Consider the following 23,401-nt stretch of genomic DNA (forward strand, 5'->3'; position numbering starts at 1 on the left):
AAACCTGTTTACCAATTCTCATCACTTATAACCCGTACCCTACAAATGTATAATTCGATTGAATTCAACTTACCCTGCGCATCAGACTTCGTACCGTTTGAAGACAACAGAAGCGTTCACTCCGCCGAATCCAAAACCGTTAGATAACGCTATCTCAACGGCAGAATCACGCGCTGCGGGCCCTATAAGATCAAGGCCATCTGCTGACGCATCAGGATTCTCCAAATTCAATGTTCCAGGAAGCACCCCATCTCTGAGAGCAAGAATCGAAAATGCTGCCTCCATCGCGCCCGCCGCACCTAGTAGATGCCCTGTTGCCGACTTGGTCGACGAAATAGCCGGTCCTCCTCCGGTACCAAAGACCGTCTTCAGTGCCTGAATTTCTCCAGCATCCCCTACCGGCGTTGAGGTCGCGTGTGCGTTGACATAATCAACACGTTCAGGAGCGATCCCAGCCATTTGTAAGGCCAACTTCATGGCCCTCGCTGCTCCCGAGCCGTCGGCAGGGCCAGCAGTCATGTGATAAGCGTCGGCTGTCGTGCCATAGCCAATAACTTCGGCTATTGGCCGAGCCCCACGTTCTAAGGCGTGATCTAACGCCTCTACAACAAGCATTGCAGCCCCCTCGCCCATCACAAACCCATCACGTTCATTATCAAATGGGCGAGATGCGTGTGTGGGCTGATCATTGAAACCGGTAGATAAAGCCCTGGCCGCTGCGAAACCACCAATACTTACCTTATCGAAAGCTGCTTCACTTCCGCCCGACAACACAATATCGGCTTCACCAGTACGAATCAGGCGAAGCGCATCACCGATTGCCTGCACGCTTGCCGCACACGCGGTGACCGGACAGCCAATAGGTCCTCGAAAATGATGCTTAATTGATATCTGGCCTGCTGCCAGATTCGATAAGAACGAAGGAATGGTGAATGGCGATAAACGCTTTACCCCGAGTGCCTCGCCAATTCTTACAGCCTCGGCAAGAGCTGGAAACCCGCCAATCCCCGAAGCAATAATAGTCGCAGTACGCTCCCGTTCATATTCAGACTCAGGAGCCCAACCTGCGTTGGATAGGGCCTCGTCAGCGGCCACCATTGCCATCTGGATAAACCTATCCATTTTCTTTAATTCTTTACTTGGTATTGAGGCTTCAGGGCAGAAACCACCTTCACGGTCAGCATCCCTCCCCTGCACAGTTCCACCGACCTTAACCGGAAGGCCACTTACAATATCGTCGTCCAAACGCCGAACTCCACTGCCTCCAGCCAATAAGCGCTTCCAGGCCAGTTCTGTACCACAGCCAAGTGGAGAAACAATACCAAGACCAGTAACAACAACTCTACGCATATAAACCATTTCCAGCTAATGTTCTTTATACCGCAATGACTGGCATGCAGAACCTGCAACGACGCAAGTAGGTCATCAGGTACATCGTCTATCTGTTAAGAATTTCGCACAAGAATACTGTATGTACATTATTTATGTCAATATCACTTTTTTGTGCCGCTGATAGAGGTTCACCCGAAAAAGACGAACCATTAGGTTTCGAAGGCGGTAAAGCGAGAACTGGCAACGCAGCAGGCAAATAACAAACAAATTGATTTGGGTAAAAATCTGACCAAACTAGACGTTGCTATAATCCAAATCCTAGGCACCTAATCTGCTTACCCTGAAGCAGATATGATGATCAACAATAGCCGGGAAGGAAAGATGGAAACTCGGATGAAAGCCTCACGGCCCTTGAACATTCTGGGGTTCGGGGAACCTTTTGCGACTCGCTGGAGTCTGGCACTCACCTTCGGCGCGCTCGTTTATGTGGGATATCGGCTGGCCAATCGATTAATTGTCATGCAATTCGATGTATCGGGATATACAACATGACTACGAGCACAACTTCTTGGGCATGATGGCCGAGCCGGTGCCGCTGGATACTCTGTTGGCTGCGCGAGACCACATGTTGCACGAAATCCTGCAAGGCTTGGACGAAAACAAGCGGCGCTTTTTACTTTCCCTGATTGCGGGAATGCCCGCTTGGTCGCTGCGGGGCATCGCTCACCTTAAATACTTACCAGGCGTCCGCTGGAGGCTATACAAACTGACGCGATTAAAGAAGCCCAATACCAAGAAGTTTGCCGTGCAGGCCAATCTGTTGGCAGCTCGATTGGCTGGCGCTGCAAGTTGTCGATAGTACCTTTCTTCGGCTTCTGCCGGTGGTGTGTCCCTGGTCGATTCCAGCAGCGTCCTCAAACCTGGGGTGACTCACATAATTCAAGGCTCCATTGATCAAAATATTGAACTGCTGCGCTAGGAAGATATGGGTTAGGGGATCATGTCTCCGCAGCCCATCTCCTGATCGGTTTGCACATCACAAAATTGTATCGGCAACTTACTGACGAAAGGTTCGGGAGAGAGTCAACGACGGAAAAAATGCATTGCGGTTGCTCAACGTGTTTCAGTATGGATTTCGTTTAATCGAGTTCCAATGGCTCGTGCCTGTTCACGGTCTTGAGGTATCCGAACAATGTCAACGACCCTGATAAGAGGTTCGGGAGACGTAATCAGTATTTCTTCGAACCCCACAGCACCGCGGTGATCAAGTAGGGCCACCGACCCACTCCCATGAAGAACGTTCTGTGCATAGCATTCGAACTCGTTTGGTAGCCTCCACGGAAATTGATTATCCGGCCAAGGAGAACAGCACTGCAGGCTGCGCTGACTGCCAATCAATGCAGGGATGCTCCTTTCAATCTGGTATTTCCAGAGTACGCCGCCATCTGAGCTGTCTCCATACGCCCCCGCGTAGTCAACGGCGTATGCTGCATTCGAAGAAAACCACTTCCGCGTTCCATATAACCTTCGTGCTGTGTAGTCGGTATCGCGTGCAGTTGTCTCACCCCCATGAAATACGATTTGTGAAGCATGCAGGTTTGCTCGCTCAAATTTGGCTAAGGCATCTAGAAGCGGCTTATGTAATTTTGACTTGGTTAATATCTTTTTCGTTGGCTCGGGATTCTCTCTACTCACAGAGATGATAGAATTTTTAGGTAGTACAGAAGCGGAAACAGACGATTGCGCCGATTGATATCCGGTGTTTCAGTTGAGGAGCTATTTTAATCGTGTAAGCATACCCGTTATCAGCGGTGATTACTGCGTGGCCTTTTACTTCGTTTGCTACGCGGCTTTTTGCACAAGCTTCTCGATTGCACAGTTAAGGTGTCGCCTTAACCGTGTTTTAGTAAGAACCGAATCAACCCAAGGACGTCCGCAATGGCACCATAGAAAATAGCAGCAACAGACAGTAGACCACATAGAACTGCTGCATATGGAGCAACATTATCAAGTAGAGGGCTCGGCTTGAAGCCTATTTTTACGTAATAGTTGAAAAATAGGCCCGGCAAGCCAAATCCGATTAATGCAAGAGATACGATTCGGATACCAACTGGTACCTCGTGCAAGACGAGTACGGAGTACATACCTATTCCACAAAAGAGCATAGACAAAGCAACAAGAAAAGTTCCAATGCTGTTTGTAAGAAGTGAAGCGTAGCCAAAGTAGATGTTCAGGTCTTCGGCTCTGTCCTTGAATTTGTAATAGCTAGCAAAAGCACATGCCCATATTGCAAGGATGGGAGCCAAGTTTCGAATCAAATGATCAAGTATCCAACTCCCCGGGTCCAGAAGGTAACCAAGTAAAGGATTCACAGAAACCTGTGCAATAATTTCCTTGTACACTGCAGATGTAAGGAGTGGGCCGGCCGCCCATAGCCCTGTGAAAAAAGCGGTCAGATATATGATCCACCTAACAATAGATCCGACTAACGAGCGGATCGTGAATAATTTCTGCAACAGTGTCTTGATATATTGCATGTGGTAGCCCCATCCATATGGTTTAGGTCATTGAGAAGCATGATGTGAGTGATGCGGATGTTAGCCGTATATCCTTGGCTGCGGGCCTCACCAATCCCTTGACTCATCATCCGCGCTGCCTATGGTGCGATTCGACATGCAGGTAGCGACTCTGGCTGGAAAAGGTATCAAGGGCGGGACTGCTTCATACGGCGCAACCCAGCGCGAATAGCCGTTTCTCCAACCCCTGTTGTCTTGGAGACCTGGCTCACACTCAGATCCTGGTCCTTGATCATATGAACCACTTCAAGTTTGAACTGAGCGTCAAATGTCCTGCATTTTTTCATTAATATGTCCTCGTTAAGTGCGGTGGCTGATACGTGCCAACGGTTTACGCCCAGTCTGGAAGCATAAGTTTATCAGCACCACCAATAGCAGGCATGATTACCCGGTGGCACCCAATCTGCTTGACCGACAGTTTAATGTAGCACGGCCGAATCTGGCCCAGACGGCAAACATCATGTAATTCCGTACTGATCAGGGCCGGCTTTATCTGGCTGTGGTGATAGACCTGTACGTCCACAAAATCGTGGGCTGGGCCATAGCCGCCAACATGCCGACCGAGCTGGTCGCATCGGGACTGCAGATGGCATTGCAGCAGCGCAAATATGCCAACCATGCCGAAGCAACAAGGGATATCGTGAACTATATCGTCGCCTTTTATAACTGCGTGCGATTGCGTTCTACGCTGGGATACGTCTCACTCGTGCAATACGGACTGCAGGCAGCCCAACAACCTATATGGGTGTATGAAATTACTTGACAAATACAATCCTGCCTCCGTAGAAACATAGTAGTCGACAGTTGAACGCTCGGTCATCGTTTCAAATCAAAACTAGACTGTAGGACCACCACCCGAAACGATTAACGTAGCGCCACAACTTGTCGAACTACCGTGGTGGGCGATATGTCTACCATCAATAGTGGCGAATCCGCCATCAGTAATGAATCCTGTCCCATGCTCCGGGCAAGAAATCTTATCGCCAACGCGTGCTACCTTCCTACCATCAATCGTAAACGCTGCAGTTGCAGTCGTTACTTCGCCACCATGAGACGTTGGGGAGCCTAACGTTGCAACTGGCGTCGATTTGTTGTTCATTATGCGTTTTTCCAAGTGACAGAGAGATTTTACCGGTTTTGTTGTTCCACTCGTACCCAACCACGTGATTTAAACACTTGGTAGATCAATTCAATAAAAAGACAGTATCCATACCCAACCAACAACCCATAAAATAACAACGGCAATATCATATCGAAAGAAAAAATCAGAACTGGATTGAATATCGTATTTATGTATAACCGAACATGCCAACCAAAAATGGCCAACAATACGAAAATTGGAGGCGTTAACCAGAATAATCGTCGAATCTTCTGAGTTGTTTGGTATTTACCAATTAGATAAAACATGATCGTTGCAAATATTAGATATTCAATTCCTGAGAAATAAAGTGACATTAGGAGAAGCGCACTGATTGACGTCACGCCCACAAATAAAAGCGCAAGCAAGGGCAAAATGATCGGTAAGATCAATGCCATCCGATAGAATGTTTTAATATTCATTACCTACTCAATAGGGTGCAAACTCAATATAGGGGCGCTTTAGATATTCGTATTTTCTAATATCAACAGGTACAGGATTAGGCCATACATTTTGTGGCCATACCTTTCCTCCATAGAACCAAGAACTCAAACCTGCTCCCTTAAATGCTGCATAATGATAAGCATCAATGTCATCACCATAAACACAATCGGTAGAACTATCTACCTTCCCTGCAGAACGTGCCGCCTTATCGGACTCAACAAGAGATTTACGAATCTTTTCAAGGATGGTCGCCTGTGAGTCGCTTGAGTTTCCTATAGCCCATGCGGTAGAAATACCCAAGTTCGACATACCATTCACAGCACCGTTTTTCCCTCTACAAATATCCCCCGCTGCTTCATAATAATCACATTTTGGATGAGCCTTAAACATATCATCATAGTAACTACACACTGCAGTATCACCGACTCCATTCCAGTCCCATTTTTCAAGCCCCATAGGATCAACAGCCGTTAACGGATTATTAGCCACATATTGGTACTGATTACTTCCGCCTTGTAATCCAATTGGATCCTGATTGATATAACGGCCCGCTTCCGCGTCATAATACCTGAACCGATTGTAATGCAGACCTGACTCCGCATCATAATATTGACCAGGGAACCGAATGGGATTATCAACGTCGGCAACAATCTGCTTGGTCACTCGGCCATAGGTATCCATTTGCGCAGCCCACACGATCCTACGAGACTCATCATACATTTCCTGAGGCGTACCCAGATGATCGGTAACATAATGATGATAACGTCGATGCCCGCTTAAAAGCGTCAGCGGCCCCAAGAAATCCGGATGGCGAATAAATGTCTTTACCTGATCCTCATGCGAATCATTTGCTGCCGCCAGCTCCTGAATCATCCAATCGCCGTCCCACATGAAGAGCGTGGTTTGCGAGTCATTATTATGCGTCGTATGATGTTTGGCGATACGACGCCCAAAGGCATCATAACGATACTGTATCTTGGCCCCACCCGGATGATCAATCTGAATCAATTGATGATCCCCATCATAATGGTAGCGCGTGCTTTTTGCTAACGGCTCACTGCCAGAGCCCGGCTCTATCGTTTCTGCAGTCTCGACACTGGAAGATTCAATCGCGGAAGCCGATATGGGAGTTGAGATTCCCGTCATTTGAGACACCCGGTTTCCATGACCATCATAGTCATACGATAAATACTGCTCTGCAATCTGAGAGTTAAATAGTCGTAAGAGTCGATTCCCTGGAGCCTGGCCTTGGCCGAACTGCACCGGAACCTCATAGCCTTGGCTTTTCGCAATGGCAATCAAGTTGTCCGCCTGGTCATAGGCAAAGTTCTCATACCAATTTCCCAACCTTTCAACGCACTGGCTGACTTCAGTGACTCGCGCCAGTGCATCATACTGGTAGCTCTTGGTTCCGCGATATACATCTCGCAGATTCAATAACTGTCCCGCAACATCATATTTCCAAGCCCGCCAGCCGCGCGGCTGGCCTAGCTGCTTGCCTTGTTCATCCAGGTCTTGCCACAAGTGCGCCTCAAGCCAACCGGCTTCGCTATAACTAAACTGATGAGAAACTCGCCCCTGGTTTCTCAATACCTCGCGATGCAATCCGTCCCGTTCGAAACTGGCAACGGTATCCTCATCAAGTAACATCTCATGGATATGTCCAGAACCGTAGCGCAACCATTTAAGTTTCCCCGCAGAGGGAATTCGGCTGGCAATCCGATTACCTAGCGCGTCCAATTCATGAGTGATGCGCCATACGCGGCCATGATGTGCCTGCATTTCGGCTATCTTGTGCCCAGCTGCATCATATTCATAGGTAATTCGATGCGGCTGTTCGCCAGGCATCGCAACTACTTGCGCCTGGGTTAAACGGCTCCGTGCATCATAGCGATAACTCACATGCATACCGTCGCTGACGCGCCGCTCGACTGGCCGTCCCAGCGCATCGTAAACATAGGTAGTAGTAATCTGACCGTCATTACCAATATCAATCCGTTCGATCAGCTCCCCTGCAGCATTGTATTTAAATATCTGACGCCGACCGTCAAAGCCTGTTTCAGAGACTCTTCTGCCGCGAGAGTCATAAACCAGCGTAGTAGATTCACCTTTTGCATTGGTAATTTTGATAAGTTGCCCGATTCGGTCATACTCAAACAACAAGTTGCCTTTTGCCGCGTTGATGACTTCGACGCGCTGGTTATACGCATCCCAGCGGGTCTGCGTTACACGCTGCAGCGGATCAGTGTTTGCAATCGGCCGTCCCGCCTTATCATGCTCAATACGCCACCAGCCTCTTCCAACCGGCTTATTACCGATAACACGACCTGCTTGATCCCATTGCTGTTCGCTGACCTGCCCCAGCGGATTGGTCGTCGCAGTCAATTGGCCAAGAGAATCATATTGATATTTCGTCTGATTTCCGGAGCAATCAACCTTGGATACTAATTGCCCGGCCTCGTCCCATTGCATCTTGGTGGCATTGCCCATGGGATCAGTGCGCGAAACCGGCAGGCCATTGGCATAGGCATAGCTCGTGCTATGACCCAGTGGATCGGTCTCACTGGCCAGGTTGCCCGCTTCGTCATAACTGCGCTGCCACACATGGCCTGCCGGATCGGTAATATGCACCGGCTGATTCTGTGCGTTATAGGATAGGCTGGTCACGTTTCCTGCCGCATCGATAACCGATGTCGGGCTGCCTGCCGCGTTGTTCACAATCCGTGTGCTGCGTCCTAGCGCATCCGTATGGCCTGAGATGCTGCCCGTCTCGTCGAAATGAATTTGCTCCACGCTGCCGTCCGGATGCGTCACGCGATCCACCGCCCACAGCCCGTTATAGTGGTACTCTGTTGTGTTGCCCAGCCCATCGGTGACCTGCGTCGTTTTGGAGGCTGGCAGATACGTAAAGCGTGTATCACGCGTGATCATCGGCTTGGCTCCCGGCGCTGCGGCATTCTCCGCATACGCATAGGTGCGCACGCATCGCGCCTGCGGCGTGTCGCCATCCCATTCCGAGATATGTACCGCGCCCGAAGGCGTACGATACTCGTTAAGTAAATGATGCGCATACCGATAACGCCAGACACGAGCAGCTCTGTCTACCGCACGAACCAGATCACCTTGCTCATCGTAAGAATAGCGAGCCAGTGCCTGTCCATCCTCATCGCCAGCCAGATACAACGCCAAAATCCTTCCCCGTGTATCCAGCTCACTAAGCACGGTGTATCGGTTATTATTTAACTGCTTGAGCCATCCTTGAACAGTGTACTGAATCTGCAGCCATTGTCCATCACGCGTTGTGATTCGATGTAATTGCCAACGCTTAGGCTCTTTGGGATGTCGAACATAGTGTTCTTCAGTGCCATTGGTAAAACAAATTCGGTAGCGCGGATGCGAAGCATTATCTTCAGTACGTTGCAGCGTGTATTTCTCTATCGGATGGAAATGTTCCTCACCAACCGCCAAATTCGGGAAGTTTAATTGGCGGCCATCGGCATCGAAATACACCATGCCTGCCGCGCCCTGTCTGATTTCTGTCGAGTAAGGCAGTTTCCAAGCGATGCCCAAATGCCCTTCTCGCTGGTCCGCGCTGCGATACATCCGGCTCCAGCGTATCGGCATGCGGCCCGGCAACATAAAATCATCGGTAACCAGTACCTTCTGCCCCGTGGCTACATCCACCGGATGGGGCGTTGTCGTGCGCTTGGCACACTCGGCGCAATCGGCCTCGGTGACCGGCACCAGCCCTTGTGCATCGCCCCCCGTCATACTGATGATCGGCGCCTGCAAGTAAATGCCTTTACCCCGGATGCGGATTCCGGCTTCGTCAATTGTGATAACGCCACCCGGGCCAATCAGCTTGGCATATTGAGCACCTGACAAGCTCGCCTGGCCGCCGTCGGTAATTCGGATCTGATTGGCGTCTGAGCTTTCCACCGCACTTGGCAATTGCGGCTGAAAATCCGGCGTGGCAATCAAGGGACGCTGCGCATCTTTCCTGACCGTGGTCTCTACCGCCTTGCCGCGCACCGTCACCGAATACACATGACCGACATCCGAAGTCCAGCTTTGCACTACCCGGTCAGTTCTGTCCATTCCCACTGTACTGGCCATCTGCAGGCCAATATTGCGCAAGTACAGGCCGCCCACATTCACGTTGTAGGCCATGCCCACATTCATCATCTTGCCCAGTCCCACGCTCTGCACCGAGGCCAAATTGACGGTTTCCTGCTTAAAACCTCCCGTATTCAGCTTCCAGTGCCAGCGGATCTTGTCGGTCTTGTTGTTCCCGACCGTCAGCGTGTCGTTGTGTTCGACCTCAACGTCCTGATTGCGCTCGGCATGAATCCACAGTTGTTCCTGCCCCTTCTTGTCCTCGAAGCGGATTGCATTGGCCGTCTCATAATTTCCCCCGGGGGACGAACGTGAATACAACCCCATCTGCGTGGCATTATCTGGCAGTTTCCACGGCGGCATCATCGCTGCGTTGTATACCCGGCCTGTGATGATCGGCGCGTCAGGATCCCCGTTTAGGAAGTCAACAATAACTTCATCGCCGATTCTTGGCACCTGGATCGCGCCAAAGTTACCACTGGCCCAACTGCTCGACACCCGGATCCAGCATGAACTGTTCTCGTCTTTCTTGTCGTATCGGTCCCAGTGAAAATGCACCTTGACCTGGCCATATTCATTAGTCCAGATTTCTTTGCCTTCAGGTCCCACCACTACAGCTGTTTGTGGTCCCAGTGTACGCGGCTTGCGAGTCGTGCGCGGTGGCCGAAACGGTAAAGTGGCGCATTGCACGGTGAGATCGAACAGGCAGAGCCGGCCATTTTGTGCCGCCTCTTCGGGCGAGTTTACTGAATGGTAGTTGTTTTCTTTCAGATCATAGCGGGTGCCCAGCACCACATACTCACGATTCTCTTCTGTGCGCGGGCAACGAACCAGATTGAACAACGAACCCGTTGCCACACCGCGTGCCGTGCTGCGCAGTGTTCGTGTATCACGAACATGATGCTGCTCCTGCATGCGCTGGCGGGCATAGCGCTCACCCAGGGGATCGTCCTCGTAATTGCCCGGCCATTCATACACTTCGGCCTGATTATGCTCGTGCTCCAGCTCAATCCCATGGTGGGCTGCCAGATCCGCTTTCGGTGTGGTGAAGTTGTAATCGTTGGTGATGTATTGCCCGGGTCTCAAATCCTGATACACCGCCACATGCGTCATGTAGTCCTGCTGCGGCAACGCCAGTTTATCTTCGGTGAAATACGGCACGTGCTCGTAACCGTCTACCGGCTTGTGACTCTGGATTTCATCGCTCATGACCAGGGTATGTTTTTCCTGCTCATGACGAAAGTAATAATGAATGCCTTCGGCCTCCAGCAACCTGCTCACAAACTGAAAATCAGTTTCGTCATACTGCACGCAATAGACCCGCGGCGCGTAGGTCTCCACCAGGTCGAACTCGAACGCATACCCATAGGGCGAGAGCACCTGCTTGATGGTCTCTGGCACAGACTGGTTCTGGTAGATGCGGAATTCTTTTTTGTGTGTCGCCAGCCAGAACCAAGGCACCACGCGCGCTTCGTACACAAAGTAACGATCAACATCGCCTTCCTGGCCCACCAGCGCAAAACTGGCGATCACGCCGTTGATATGCCGGGGCGCTGCCGCCGTGTTGATGGTCAAAGTCAGGGATTTACCAAGCAATGCCCTCACATCAACCTGCATCGAACGATGCAGCAGGCGTACGGTATAGTCGGAAAGGGTAGACATCCCATCCGTGCCTTGCATGGCGTCAAACAGGAATTCGGCATTATCAGCCGCAATGGAGACCTTGATCAGCCGGTCAGGGTTAATTATATTTATGTTCGCAGACATCTAAATACTGGCAGGCCTGCGCTGCACCCGCCCCTTTTATTTAAAACTGTTCTTATTTATTGAGAAACAACCACTTACGGGTATTATAAAGAGACAGGTTTGAAGGCTATACCTATTTTTACAAATTATTTCAATAGTCTCGGTGGCCACTCAATTCAATAAGTCAGGTGAATCACAGCCCGACTTCATTTGGTAGCGCTGCTTAATGGCACGTCCTTTAAAGCTAGAGCGACGATGATACTCATCCGAACCCGTTTTTGCTTAAATTACTGTACCGAATTTCGGTACATTACAGGTACACCCATCAGTTCTCGACAATTTCGCCAATTTACGCTAACCTACTGATTAGTAATTACTTTTACCTATTTTAACCTACGTTCAGCTTCGCTACGTTTTCCTATACAAACACCTTAAAACGCAAACTCAAAATCCCCCGCCGCAAGGCGTGCCGGTTCGATTCCGACCCCGGGCACCAGCTGATTATTCAATTTTCTCTAGTCCCTGGCAGGGAAGCCGCAGCCTAGAACGCAGCGCAAGGACAGGGGAGTACCTTGCTGAGCACTCCCCCTTGTAAAGACAAGCGCTGTGATACACGTTAGGACTTTAGGCGACGCAACTCACGGGAGACGGAACAGCGGCCGTGCGGCGAGCGCCCCTGCCGCCCAGCGGGTGGCCTACATAGCATGTCCAGTTACTCCCCCCTTGCTGCTCAGCTAGCTTCGCAAAGATGACATGATCAGACTCCACTCCAGCCGCCGCCACATATCGAGTTCCATCCATTAAATGGTATGTTTGTTTTTTTAGCAAAGCAGACGAGGCTACCTCCGCCCTGGACGAAGACACGGAACGAGACATCGCAAAGGTGATAAACGCGCTACCCACCACTGTCATCTTCGTCACCCACCGCGATCCAACGATCTGGCAGCCGACTCACACCATTGATTTGGGAGGAAATAAAACACTTGATATTGTCCCAACTGATTGTTCGAATATCGTATTCAGTGCCATTTGATTGCTAATACGCCCAAGTATTTTAGCGATTTTCAAAAATGAAAAAGGGGGTTCGAAAAATCGCCACGGAAATTTGACTTAAGGGCAAGTAAACTTATTCCGTCTCAAAACGTTCACCCAATATTGCCATTTGCAACGCTCACACTTGTGCTCATGTGCGGCGTTATTGTTATAGGGGATCAGTTTGGCCTATACTTTTAATGGCCGTTAAAAATGGGGCGATTACCGATGCAGATGCTCAAGCGCTATACGCATCTGCGAGCGGAAGATTTGGTGCAGAAGCCGGACCGCATCGCACCAGCGAAGCCGATGGCGTAAGAATTCCTTTTGAACACCCCACCAGGAGAAGAGAGAGTGACGGAAACCACAATTCGAGTTGCAACCACCTCAGATATCTCAGCAATCAAAGAGATCGTCAACGATGCGTATGGGCACTACGTCGAACGCATAGGGAGCAAGCCGGCCCCCATGACCGACGACTATGCCCAGCATGTCGAAAAGCAAACCATTTGGGTACTCGACTCCCCCAATGGCGTTGCTGGCCTCATGGTTTTACGAACGGATGCGGACTTTGTGCTGGTCAGTAACGTAGCGGTGAGCAAGGCGCACCAAGGCAAAGGATTCGGAAAAAGACTTCTTGACTTTGCCGATACCTTCACCACTCAAAAAGGCAAGTGTGAATTGCGCCTGTATACCAATGAACTGATGCATGAAAACCTCGCCATCTACTCGAAGCTTGGCTGGGAAGAATATGCTCGTGCCGAACAAGACGGTTTTCGACGTGTTTTTATGCGAAAGACACTGCCGCAGCCGAAAGCCTGATCTGAATCGTAATTGCGTGGTTTACGTAAAATGCCAGATATGGACATTATTCGTCACCGCATGAACGCCGCCGCAATCGTCGCGCAGAAGTTGAGAAATGAGTAAACGCATCGTTGAGGAGATCGAAGTCGAAGCCAGCTCAGGCAACGTGTTTGCCGAATTGAATCTGCCCGACCCCGACAAACTCCAGTTCAAATCCGATCTGACAGTCGAAATTACCAAAGCCATCCGCGACAGAGGGCTCTCCCAGACCACAACTGTCAACTGTGAACGCCATTTCAACCACATCAAATATGGGCAATTGTTCCACCAATAAGCATTGGTAGCTGCAATCAACCGCACACGACATTGCTATTTAGGAAATGATCGTTATATAATTAATTCATGCTGAAATCTCAACCTAACCGTGATCGTACGTCGCGCCCTCCAGGCCGGCCAAGACAATTCGATTTAGACGATGTGCTGGACAAGGCCACCAGTGTCTTCCGAAAGCGCGGATATCACGCGGCCTCAATTAGCGAATTAACTGAAGCGACTGGCCTGACAGAGGGTAGTCTCTACAAAGCCTTTAAGGGCAAAGAGGCGCTCTTCATTTCATGTTTTGATCGCTATTGCACCCTGCGCCAAAGTGAACTCACAGCCATATTGGCGGCGGAGAACCAGGGCGCCAGAAAATTGAGCGCAGCCTTACGCTACTACGTATTGTCGTCTACTGGTTCAGAAGGCAAGCTGGGTTGCCTCATTGTTGGCAGTGTTTCTTCTCTGGAACTGTTTGACGCCAAAGTGTCGGCCAAGATCCGCGACGCGCTGTATCGGAATGAATCAACATTGGTATCGCTGATAGAGCTGGGTATGTCTGATGGCTCTCTACGCAAAGACATCGCCCCCCGTACCACAGCTAAAATGTTGTGGTGCATGCTATTAGGCATTAGGGTTGCCGGCAAATCAGGCGTCAAACGCAACGATCTCGATATTGCAATCGAACAAGCAATGTACCTTCTGAGATAAAATTTTTTGACGAGTTTGGTAACGATCGTTACCCATATATGATGGCATTTACCGAAAAAATGGAGACGAAGATGATTTCAACCGAACATCTGCCTATCGGCAGTCAAAACAGAACGGCTATCGTTACCGGTGGAGGAACAGGCATTGGTCGTGCCATCAGCATACTACTGGCCAAACAAGGTATGGCCGTCGCTATAGTCTATTCCCGCAGTGATAATGATGCCCGGGAAACAGTATCTACCATTACCAAGAACGGTGGCCAGGCAATGGCATTGCAAGCAGATATCGCCAGTGTCGCATCGGTAAGGGAGATGACCGAAACGGTCGCAAATTCCTTTGGAGGTATAGATTATCTTGTGAACAATGCCGGTATCACGCATCAGATGCAGTTCAATGACCTCAACGCGATTAACGACGATATCTGGGATGCGTTGCTTGCTGTCAATGTCAAAGGAACATTTCATTGCTGCCAGGCCGCCGCCCCCTATCTACAGCAACGCCCTAATTCGGCTATCATCAATATAGGCAGTATCGCTGGTGAAACGGGGTATGGATCGTCACTTCCGTATGCCGTTTCCAAATCTGCGGTGCACGGCATGACACGCTCGCTTGCCAAAGCGCTGGCTCCCCGCGTCAGAGTAAATGGTATTGCCCCGGGGGCCGTTGCTACACGTTGGTGGAAAGACAATGAGGAAAAAATGCATGCCCTATCTGGACATCTGCCGTTGCAGCGCATCTCGACACCAGAAGATATTGCAGCCTTAGTATTGATGTTACTAACCGCCGAATCGGTAACCGGACAAATTTTACGCGCCGACAATGGCCAGACCTTGTAAGGGGGTCAATACTCGGAGCGATACTGCGCGAATACAGCCTATGGCCGACGGAATGGGCATAGAATACACATTCAACGGAATTTTCTAACATGCCTAAGAACCCCGTCGATTTTACCGATCAGGAAATTGAAGAACGACTCGATATATGGACCGCGCTAAGTGAACTCTTCGTTAACGTGGAACAAACACAAGACGAGTTTGATCGACATGTAGATTTGATCGCAAACAACATTGCGCCGATGGGTTATTCACTCGAGAGCCTGAAAAACATCTTAACCAAGGAAATCGGACCCTTTTTCATCAGTAATTTTAGCGTTCTGAATCCACTTCCCGAAACGGAATTTTGGACGCGCGATCAAGTTGAAGCAATCATGAAGCAGTTTAGGTCCCAGAAAAATACGCTGGATGGATTGGTTCAACGGCTGTGGAAGAAGGATCCATTTAAAAACCCTACTGTGTCACGCCGGTGGCATGAACTGCAGAAGCGCCTTATTGAACTCGGCGTATCGCCACATAAATAGATGCTGGCTCTGCGGCCGAGGTATGTCATCACGATAAACAACTGTCTCTGAAGGTGAATGTTATCGGTCATGAAAAACAAAAACGATGTCACCACAGATTCCAGCCTGAATGGCGCACCGTTCGCCACCCTGCCGCCTATTTTAATTGATACTTCGAATTGCAGACGCCGCTAAGCGAAAGCCACTGTAGACAGCCCTAGCACATGCCACCTATCATCTATTCGTATAATTTCGCCTATATACCTCTTCCCCCATCGCCTGCATCTGTTGCGCAATCTGCGCCCTGAAGGGCGCCAATAGACGGTCGAAGCTTTGTTCAGGTTCAAGCAGCGACAGGCTACGCGCAATCGCTTCAATGGTGGACACTGCAGCAGGCTGGTTCGTCTTGCGTATCCGGTATTCCGACGGCATGCCAGGGGGCAGGCTCAGCCGTGGCAGTGTGTCCAGCACCGGGTTCGCGCCCACTATTTTGCGTGCCTTGCGCCAGGTGCCGTCCGGTACGATGAGTAGCGACGCGGCAGGCTCACCGGTGGAGGAAGAGGAAGAGGAAGTGGAAACGGCATCAACCTGCGCGCCGCTTGCTTGCCGCTGCGGAAAGAGCAGCAAGACGCGCCCCGCAGAGGCTACAATGTCATCCAATTGCGGAAAATGCTCGCCCACCAGCAACCGTGCATTAAGCAGCCCCATCACCGCCAGACGGGCAGTATTCAGGGCGTGGCTCGCCTCGTCCGAGTGTTGCAGCACCAGTACCTGCGTGCGGTTAGGAATGCGACTTATATAAGCGCAAAGGCAATGCGACGCAGGCCGCTGGCAATGCTCGCAGCGAGGACGGGGCGGTTTTTTCAACTCAGACATGTGCGCCATTATACAAGGCCTGACGTACTGACGAGCGGCCGCACTAACCGCCTGCGCAAGCCCTTTCGGCTTGCACAATGAACGTCATTTTCGTCACGCTGAGCTCAACCTTATCGCCGGCGCAGTGAGCAAGCCCAGATTGAATGTCGTGCCATTTTTAGCCACGGTTCCCGAACTCATTGATATCGTGGCCAGATCTTCAACACAAAGTAGCCCCGGAACGCCATGTCCACCTTACGTTCTCAACTCGTTCCCTCTACCGAAGTTGTAGATTAATTACGATTCATTGTAAAAGTCCTGCATTCTTCGTACTCATCTACTATTAGTCAGTCATTTTTTTGATAGTCTAAATTCGAACGAGCGGGATCAGCATCCTGCCCTCGCAAGGCAATATTTCACCAAATTATTTTTTAAGTAGTTGATACGCGAGTCCAGCCAATGCTATATCCTCCAGTCCAACACCGACTGCCTTATAGACGAAAATGTCGTCATCGGATTGGCGTTGTCTTTCCCCTGACAATACGCTGGATAATTCGACCAGCTTCTCTTCACTCAACAGCGTTGAATCCGCCTGTGCCAAATCTCCCGCCTCGGCCATGGCCTGATATTTCCATTCCACAACAATCGTCTGTGCCCGCGCAAGCGCATGGTCATCCAACTCCCGGGTAGTAGGCAAGCTTGAACCGATAGCCGCCACAAAAGCGCCGGGTTTGAGAAGTTTCCCCGAAAATACGGGCGTTTGAGAACGTGAGGCTGTAACGATGATATCCGAGGTTGAGGCAATCTCCTTCGTTTCTGCAAACCTCACTGCCACGTTTGTTCGCTCAGCGAGACGTTGCGCGATGCCCTCGTCGGCATAGGGGTCCGCTATCAGGATTTGATCAAGCTTAAAGGACTCGGCCATCTGAACAACATGCTCCTGACCCTGAACACCTACACCAAAAACGCCCAGCGTGCGTGCGTCGGTTCTGGCTAATACGCGCGCGGCCAGCACTGAGCATGCTGCCGTACGGATGCGGGTCAATGCGCCAGCATCCAACGTTGCAAGCGGCTTGCCGGTCTTCGATGAAAAAAGCAGAATCACAAAATTGAATTGGCCCTCTATTGTTGTATAAACCTTTGCACCCACCACACCCTGCTCCGGGATCACAGCTCCCAGAGTAGATAGCTTGATACGTTCGGCTTCGGTTCGTATGCGCGACTGCATGGCCGCTTTACCACAGGCGTGATTCAAAAACGCATTTCGCAGAACGTTCTGCGCCTGCCTCGGGGAAATGATTTCATCAACCATCCTGTCAGTAATATGCTGCACTGAAATTTCCCTTTATTCAAATGAGTTAATCAGAAATAAAAATCCCGCCATATTAAGTATGCAGAATATGACGTATGTAATTGAACGACAATATGGCAATGGCTATTTCCAGGAGACCCTCACATTGCCGGTAACAAAAGTCTGACAAGCCATTCTGTATCCCGCTTCAAAATCTTCGGTTTTCAGGTGCTTTCGCTCTTTGGGCTTGATCTTGTCTGTGTTCTCCAGTCCTTCCTCAATGCGACATTTGCAAGTGCCGCAAAGTCCCCCACCACACTTGAAGGGAATTCCTCCTTGTTCCTTAATGGAAACACGCAGCAGATTGCTGTTTTCGGGGGCACTGACTACCTTTTCATTGTTATTGACAAACGTAATGTTGATCATGAATTAGTTACTCCCGATATCCTGAGCGTCACATTGTTGCAATGTGGCCTCCAATCCGCCAAACGAGGTCAGATGCTTCAACGCTGACTGCGCGGCTTCCACTGTTTCAAACTTGTCCAGAAACTTGGTGGATACGGTATTGGTCGCGTGGGGAGGATCGTCTTCGATGATCCTGACTTGAGCCTCTGCCGACAATTGAATCACCTGGTACACGGCTTTAAGCTTTCCATAAAATCTGTACTCGTAAGTTTCAACCACAACCGCGTCGCCCATTACATGAGCGTTATACTGCCCAGGCTTGCTCGTAATTATTGCGTACATTCAATACACCTCTTTTCATTCTTACTCTAAGCTGCATTTACGGGTTCAACGTCCTGGGTCAATTCAATATCGTGCGTGACCCACAATTGACACACCAGGCGATACCCATCGTCGACCTTATCACCCAACTGTTTCTTCTCTTTCCAATTTGGTGGCGGCAAGTGTTCAGCGCCATTCAATACCTGGCATGCACAGGTTGCGCACTTTCCCATGCCGCACTTGAACGCAAGATTGGGATAAGGAAACTGTTTAATTCCAGCACGCACCACTAAATTCGTGTTGCTTTCCACTGAACCTTCATAGATTTGGCCTTTTTTATGAAACTTGATATTTGGCATATCGCCCACCCGTCAAAACGCTCATGCGTCAAAAATTTGAATCTGTATACAATTTCCTAATTACGCCACCGGATAGGTCATTTTCCATCGCTCCCCTGGCCTTCGTACAATCGCCACTAAAGGCCTTCAAAATCAGGGAAATCCGCCTATTTCTCTACCGCGCTGCACCAACATGTCGCCAGAAACCAGGCACGCACTAGGGATACTACCTATAAAAGGTTTAAAAATGGTATACTGTATTTAATGCAATAGGTATTTACCATGACAAAACAATCTAACTACTATCGCGATACCCCCGTTGGCCAGCAAATGGCCGTCTTTCTTAATCAGCGCAACAAAGTGCGTCATGCGACACCACTTTTTCCCCGCTCCTTTCTGTCACTTCTCGGCATTTGCAAGGCGAGACGGAACAAACAAAAGACAAGTGATTGCGATAACAAAGACAGCAGCACTCACCGCCGCGTTGCGCATATCTGATCGCTCGCATTGCACCAGGTCAACTAACGGTTTCGCCGGGGCTGTTCGTCTGATAACCACACACATGCCCTTTTATGCCGCAGAAAGCACGGCGTGCTGAAATGTGAAACTGTCTGCGTAAATAAAGGCCGGATCTGCCCCGTTAGCCAAAAATGCAGTGCGTGCCTGCTGAATCATTTCCGGCGAACCGCAAAGATAAAATGCGTGCTCCGACAGATCAGGATAGTCCTTTACGATCTCGTCCTGCACATATCCGCGGCGTCCGGTCCAGCCATCATCAGCACGCGACAGGACGGGCACGAATTCGAATTCGCATAAGCGGTCCCGCCAGGACTCAATCTCATCCCTTAAATACAGGTCACACTCCGTCTGCATCCCCCAGTAAAGCGATACGGGCGGACAGTCGTCGTTATCGAGCAGCGACTCCAGAATGGCCTTGATTGGCGCTATCCCCGTGCCGGTTGCTGCCAGAATCATGGGACGCCAGTCATCCGCGTGATAACAAAATGTGCCATGAGGAACTTCAATATCCAGGCTGTCCCCTGGCCGAAGGGAGTTGAGAATCCCTTCGGTAAAATACCCGTTTGAGATACGCCTGATGTGAAAGTCCACCATGTTGTCCCACATCGTGGCACACGCCATGGAAAAGCTCCTGGCGCCCTCGTCTGGCAACAGAATATTCATATATTGACCAGGCCTGTATGCTACTTCCGGCAAAGATGGAAGCTGTAGCCTGAGTCGCGCAATGCCCCTGGTTAATGCGTCAACGGCTACAACCTGTGCGGTAACATTCACCGGATCGGCAAATTCAAGACCGGCCGTCGCGGGCTCAATCACCAGATCGCTCAACGGTTTTGCCTGACAAGCAAGGGCGAATCCCTGTTCATGCTCATCTTCGGTCAATGCCATGGGAAACTCGTCGTAATGCACCGCTCCCTGCTGCACCTTGATGCGACACGTGCCACAACCTCCAAAAGTACACTCATGCGGCAGTCGAACGCCGACACGCAGGGCTGCTTCAAGAATGCTTTCGCCGTCTGCGATTTCAAAAGTCTCGCCAGTGTCTGAGCGGCTAACCTGGTTTGGCATAATCTATTCACCTCTGATGTCGGATACGTAATTCGGCATGCATGTATTTATTTCTTAATATCTGCCTGCACCAGGACTTTCATCTCCTTCTTGAGCAACTCATCGGCAAGCGCCTGCAAACCAGCCAGACCGGCTGCGGTATCCTGTTCACCATTTCCGCCGCTAAGCCCGATTCCTCCGACTACCTCATCATCAATCACTATCGGAAAACCGCCGACAAATGCCGCGAACTTGCCTTCGAAACTGAGCTGAATGCCAAACGCTTCGTTGCCAGGCAGTGCGGGACCATTAGGTGGTGTCGTGAATAAATGCGTAGAACGCTTGTGTCCCGCAGCCGTAAATGCTTTGTTCCATGCAATTTGCGGGCCCGTAATTCGAGCGCCGTTCATACGCTCCAATATGATAGGAAAGCCGCCTTCATCGACAACACAAACCGATTCCAGCACACCTATTTCTTTAGACTTGGCCACAGCGGCATCCACAATCAGGCGAGCCTCTTCCAACTCGATACGTACGATTTTTTTCATCTCTTTACTCTGTAGGTTCCATTACCCCGGCAAGACATTTGCAGGGTGATTAGCTGCCCGCGTCAGGTTTGAGACGGGCTGGTATCTCGGCGCAGCACTGTCAGGCTGCGCGGTAGATTGTCTTTATTTGGGTGAAAAACTCCAGGCCAACGCGACCGGACTCACGAAACGTCGAAGTACTGGAGCGTTTCAGACCACCAAAAGGAGCGTTGATCAAATTGCCTGTTGTTGTCCGGTTGATTTTCACGGTGCCCGACTGAATATCCTGGGCAAACCGATGAGAATAACGAGCACTGCGCGTCGCCAGGGCTGCAGACAAGCCATATTCAGAATCGTTGGCTTGAGCGATGGCATCGTCGTAATCCTGCACCTCAATGATGCACAGGACCGGACCGAAGATTTCCTCTCGGGCAATACGCATTGTTTGTTTGACATCAGTAAACACGGCCGGCGCAACATAAAGGCCTTGGTCAAAATCATCGCCGGTTAAACGATCGCCGCCTGTAAGCAACGTGGCTTCATTTTTACCAATTTCTACATACTTGAGCACCGTTTCCAATTGCGACTGCGTTGCCATCGGCCCCAAATCACAGCCAGTCTGCAAGCCGCTACCAATCCTGAGAGATTTCACGCGCGCTACCAATTTGCTGGTAAATGCTTCAATCACCCCCGATTCCACCAGAATACGACTTGTGCCGGTGCAGGCCTGACCGCTCAGGGAGAGTCCTCCCTTTACCGCAAGATCCACCGCCTGATCCAGATCGGCATCAGCAAGAACAATCAGCGGATTCTTTCCTCCGAGCTCCATCTGGAGTCGGGTTGTCATGCAGCACGAGCGGTGAATAGCCTCCCCGGCTGCAGTCGAACCGGTAAACGTTACAGCGCGCACTTCCGGCGATTGGGTCAATGTATCCCCAATACGCGATGCCTTGCCGGTTATGAAATTCAACACACCGGCCGGCAGTCCGGCATTGATCAATGCTTCGGCCAATCGGTAGCCACTGAGCGGTGTATCAGTAGACGGCTTGAATACAACGGTGTTTCCTGTCATCAAGGCAGGCGCTATCTTGCGCGAAGGGATGGAAATAGGAAAATTCCAGGGCGAAATGACAGTGACAACGCCTAACGGCTCACGCTGCGTATATACCACCATATCGGGATCGTCCTGCGGAAACGTTTCACCAGTATAGGTTTGCGCTTCCACTGCGTAAAAGCGCAATGTTTCAGCCGAACGCAAAACTTCGCCTTTGGCAAGATTCAACGGCTTGCCTTCTTCACGCGTCAATTCAATTGCAATATCCTCAGCTCTCGCCTGAAGATCATCTGCCGCTGCAAACAAAATGGCAGCACGCCGGGAAACAGGTGTTTTTTTCCAGCCCTCGAAGGCTGCGTGAGCTGCCTGAACGGCAGCCTCTGCATCTTCTTTTACCGAACTCTGGAAACGCCCCACAACATCCCGCTGATCAGCAGGATTGCCATTGACAATGGTCTCACCAGATACACTTGCACGCCACTGACCTCCGATGTGATTAAGAAATATCTGATTCTGTAGATCTTGCACGATTCGTTTTCCTGTTGGTCGATAAACAATGAGGGGTTGAATTAGTCTGTATTACAAATGTGGCCTGACAGATCAGGCGACCAATTCCAGTTCCTGTAGCGAAACATCACTATTGACATAGTCGTTGTACAGTGCTGTTGTATACAACAGTCGCATCTGCGCACCGATTTCGCATATTTTCAGACAGCGCTGCTGGAGCTCGACGGTGTTGGCGTGTTCCAGCACAATCTGATAACCGCGCTCGCCATGAATTTCATCGGAAACGATATGCAGATCGAAAAATTCGACCTCCTCATCGGTGAAACCATATTTTTCACGCAGTGTAGGGGCCTGCTTACGGTAGATCGAAGGCACTTGTGATTCCAATCCGACAACCAATCCGGCAACAGCAACAATAGGATCTTCTCTCATTGCAACTGCATAACACCAGGATTGCAGTGCACGGGTGGTGGGCGACATGTTGTCAGGATTGACCACCCGTTCACGTGTCGTGCCGCATGCCTGTGCAAAACGGATGAGCAAATCTGTGTGACGGTCCCCGCCGATTTCCTCTTCGTACATATTGGCCAGCAGAAAGTCTTTGGCTTCTGTATAGGTATCCGGAGTACGCGCGTATACATAAGCAAGATAATCGGCGAAGGGACCTACATAGTGGTAATGGTTCTCAGCCCAACGAGACATATGTTCACGACTGAGCTTGCCGGTTGCCCAGGCAATGCTGAAGGGAGAGGCATTTGCACTTTTGCCTTTGATAGCAGTTTCCAGTGCAGTCCGGAATTCGTCACGAGTCATAAGGTTTGCCATTTCTAGATCCTTTAAATAAGTACGCTCTGGAAAAGGACAGGGCGTGGTGGTTAAATCGACATTTATATAAATTGTATACTATATACTATTCATAAAAACTAGGGAAAACCCGCGAATGTCGACGCATGAGTGTTAAGTAGCGGGGTTTAACGAGAGCAGGTG

At 50.3% G+C, this 23,401-nt stretch carries 24 protein-coding genes; 9 read left to right on the forward strand and 15 right to left on the reverse strand.

The window, feature by feature from the left end; genetic code table 11:
- Positions 1-81: 81 nt before the first annotated feature.
- Entirely contained in the window at positions 82-1,350 is a 1,269-nt protein-coding gene (gene fabF, locus MIM_RS17570) for a beta-ketoacyl-ACP synthase II (protein WP_025374070.1), read from the reverse strand.
- A gap of 375 nt (positions 1,351-1,725) precedes the next feature.
- Between fabF and MIM_RS23235 the strand changes: the two genes are divergently transcribed.
- Both MIM_RS23235 and MIM_RS17575 read left to right on the forward strand, forming a co-directional pair.
- Positions 1,726-1,884 carry a hypothetical protein gene (locus tag MIM_RS23235; protein ID WP_158318749.1) on the forward strand — a complete coding sequence of 53 codons (159 nt, stop codon included), beginning with the start codon at positions 1,726-1,728 and terminating at the stop codon, positions 1,882-1,884.
- On the forward strand, positions 1,862-2,191 hold the full coding sequence (locus MIM_RS17575; protein ID WP_025374071.1) for a hypothetical protein: 330 nt from the start codon (positions 1,862-1,864) through the stop codon (positions 2,189-2,191). Before MIM_RS23235 ends, MIM_RS17575 begins: the two co-directional genes overlap by 23 nt.
- Before the next feature lie 1,033 nt (positions 2,192-3,224).
- On the opposite strand, the gene MIM_RS17580 is transcribed toward MIM_RS17575, so the two are convergent.
- Positions 3,225-3,869, reverse strand: a complete 645-nt coding sequence (locus tag MIM_RS17580; protein WP_025374072.1) for a hypothetical protein — start codon at positions 3,867-3,869, stop codon at positions 3,225-3,227.
- Between the two features lie 167 nt (positions 3,870-4,036).
- A complete protein-coding gene (locus MIM_RS23240) occupies positions 4,037-4,195 on the reverse strand; it encodes a hypothetical protein (protein ID WP_158318750.1) in 159 nt (52 codons plus the stop codon).
- Positions 4,196-4,407: 212 nt separating this feature from the next.
- Between MIM_RS23240 and MIM_RS23005 the strand changes: the two genes are divergently transcribed.
- Complete coding sequence (locus MIM_RS23005) at positions 4,408-4,671, forward strand: hypothetical protein (protein ID WP_025374073.1); 264 nt, start codon at positions 4,408-4,410, stop codon at positions 4,669-4,671.
- Between the two features lie 72 nt (positions 4,672-4,743).
- On the opposite strand, the gene MIM_RS22650 is transcribed toward MIM_RS23005, so the two are convergent.
- Genes MIM_RS22650 through tssI form a run of 3 tightly spaced genes read right to left on the reverse strand, consistent with a single transcriptional unit; the run spans position 4,744 to position 11,373 of the window.
- On the reverse strand, positions 4,744-5,007 hold the full coding sequence (locus tag MIM_RS22650; protein WP_084459032.1) for a PAAR domain-containing protein: 264 nt from the start codon (positions 5,005-5,007) through the stop codon (positions 4,744-4,746).
- 29 nt (positions 5,008-5,036) lie between these two features.
- Positions 5,037-5,468: a hypothetical protein gene (locus MIM_RS17595; RefSeq protein ID WP_025374074.1), complete on the reverse strand. Its 432-nt coding sequence runs from the start codon at positions 5,466-5,468 to the stop codon at positions 5,037-5,039.
- A 7-nt stretch (positions 5,469-5,475) separates the two neighbouring features.
- A complete protein-coding gene (tssI, locus tag MIM_RS22240; protein ID WP_052342336.1) occupies positions 5,476-11,373 on the reverse strand; it encodes a type VI secretion system tip protein TssI/VgrG in 5,898 nt (1,965 codons plus the stop codon).
- Between the two features lie 1,365 nt (positions 11,374-12,738).
- Here tssI and MIM_RS17605 point away from each other — a divergent pair.
- From MIM_RS17605 to MIM_RS17625, 5 genes are all read left to right on the forward strand, one after another.
- A complete protein-coding gene (locus MIM_RS17605) occupies positions 12,739-13,206 on the forward strand; it encodes a GNAT family N-acetyltransferase (protein WP_025374076.1) in 468 nt (155 codons plus the stop codon).
- A 97-nt stretch (positions 13,207-13,303) separates the two neighbouring features.
- On the forward strand, positions 13,304-13,522 hold the full coding sequence (locus MIM_RS17610; RefSeq protein WP_025374077.1) for a helix-turn-helix domain-containing protein: 219 nt from the start codon (positions 13,304-13,306) through the stop codon (positions 13,520-13,522).
- A gap of 68 nt (positions 13,523-13,590) precedes the next feature.
- Complete coding sequence (locus tag MIM_RS17615) at positions 13,591-14,214, forward strand: TetR/AcrR family transcriptional regulator (RefSeq protein ID WP_025374078.1); 624 nt, start codon at positions 13,591-13,593, stop codon at positions 14,212-14,214.
- A 71-nt stretch (positions 14,215-14,285) separates the two neighbouring features.
- Positions 14,286-15,050, forward strand: coding sequence for an SDR family NAD(P)-dependent oxidoreductase (locus tag MIM_RS17620; RefSeq protein ID WP_025374079.1), 765 nt, complete (start codon positions 14,286-14,288; stop codon positions 15,048-15,050).
- An 89-nt stretch (positions 15,051-15,139) separates the two neighbouring features.
- Entirely contained in the window at positions 15,140-15,571 is a 432-nt protein-coding gene (locus MIM_RS17625) for a DUF7079 family protein (protein WP_025374080.1), read from the forward strand.
- 213 nt (positions 15,572-15,784) lie between these two features.
- On the opposite strand, the gene MIM_RS17630 is transcribed toward MIM_RS17625, so the two are convergent.
- From MIM_RS17630 to MIM_RS17650, 5 genes are all read right to left on the reverse strand, one after another.
- A complete protein-coding gene (locus MIM_RS17630; RefSeq protein WP_042071713.1) occupies positions 15,785-16,426 on the reverse strand; it encodes a tRNA-uridine aminocarboxypropyltransferase in 642 nt (213 codons plus the stop codon).
- Positions 16,427-16,829: 403 nt separating this feature from the next.
- Positions 16,830-17,738 carry an ornithine cyclodeaminase family protein gene (locus MIM_RS17635; RefSeq protein ID WP_025374082.1) on the reverse strand — a complete coding sequence of 303 codons (909 nt, stop codon included), beginning with the start codon at positions 17,736-17,738 and terminating at the stop codon, positions 16,830-16,832.
- Between the two features lie 102 nt (positions 17,739-17,840).
- A complete protein-coding gene (locus tag MIM_RS17640; RefSeq protein ID WP_025374083.1) occupies positions 17,841-18,122 on the reverse strand; it encodes a 2Fe-2S iron-sulfur cluster-binding protein in 282 nt (93 codons plus the stop codon).
- 3 nt (positions 18,123-18,125) lie between these two features.
- Positions 18,126-18,443 carry a hypothetical protein gene (locus MIM_RS17645; RefSeq protein ID WP_025374084.1) on the reverse strand — a complete coding sequence of 106 codons (318 nt, stop codon included), beginning with the start codon at positions 18,441-18,443 and terminating at the stop codon, positions 18,126-18,128.
- 26 nt (positions 18,444-18,469) lie between these two features.
- A complete protein-coding gene (locus MIM_RS17650; RefSeq protein WP_025374085.1) occupies positions 18,470-18,781 on the reverse strand; it encodes a 2Fe-2S iron-sulfur cluster-binding protein in 312 nt (103 codons plus the stop codon).
- Between the two features lie 261 nt (positions 18,782-19,042).
- Between MIM_RS17650 and MIM_RS23010 the strand changes: the two genes are divergently transcribed.
- A complete protein-coding gene (locus tag MIM_RS23010) occupies positions 19,043-19,258 on the forward strand; it encodes a hypothetical protein (RefSeq protein ID WP_144084676.1) in 216 nt (71 codons plus the stop codon).
- A 72-nt stretch (positions 19,259-19,330) separates the two neighbouring features.
- Here MIM_RS23010 and MIM_RS17655 read toward each other — a convergent pair whose 3' ends face one another.
- The 4 genes from MIM_RS17655 to MIM_RS17670 all read right to left on the reverse strand — a co-directional run bounded on the left by MIM_RS17655 (position 19,331) and on the right by MIM_RS17670 (position 23,239).
- Entirely contained in the window at positions 19,331-20,347 is a 1,017-nt protein-coding gene (locus MIM_RS17655; protein WP_025374086.1) for a 2Fe-2S iron-sulfur cluster-binding protein, read from the reverse strand.
- A 47-nt stretch (positions 20,348-20,394) separates the two neighbouring features.
- Positions 20,395-20,874, reverse strand: coding sequence for a GlcG/HbpS family heme-binding protein (locus MIM_RS17660; RefSeq protein ID WP_025374087.1), 480 nt, complete (start codon positions 20,872-20,874; stop codon positions 20,395-20,397).
- A gap of 100 nt (positions 20,875-20,974) precedes the next feature.
- Positions 20,975-22,435 carry an aldehyde dehydrogenase family protein gene (locus tag MIM_RS17665; RefSeq protein WP_025374088.1) on the reverse strand — a complete coding sequence of 487 codons (1,461 nt, stop codon included), beginning with the start codon at positions 22,433-22,435 and terminating at the stop codon, positions 20,975-20,977.
- Between the two features lie 72 nt (positions 22,436-22,507).
- A complete protein-coding gene (locus MIM_RS17670) occupies positions 22,508-23,239 on the reverse strand; it encodes a TenA family transcriptional regulator (protein WP_025374089.1) in 732 nt (243 codons plus the stop codon).
- Positions 23,240-23,401 lie beyond the last annotated feature (162 nt).

Origin of the sequence: Advenella mimigardefordensis DPN7, from assembly GCF_000521505.1 — a bacterium.
Lineage (GTDB): Bacteria > Pseudomonadota > Gammaproteobacteria > Burkholderiales > Burkholderiaceae_B > Advenella > Advenella mimigardefordensis.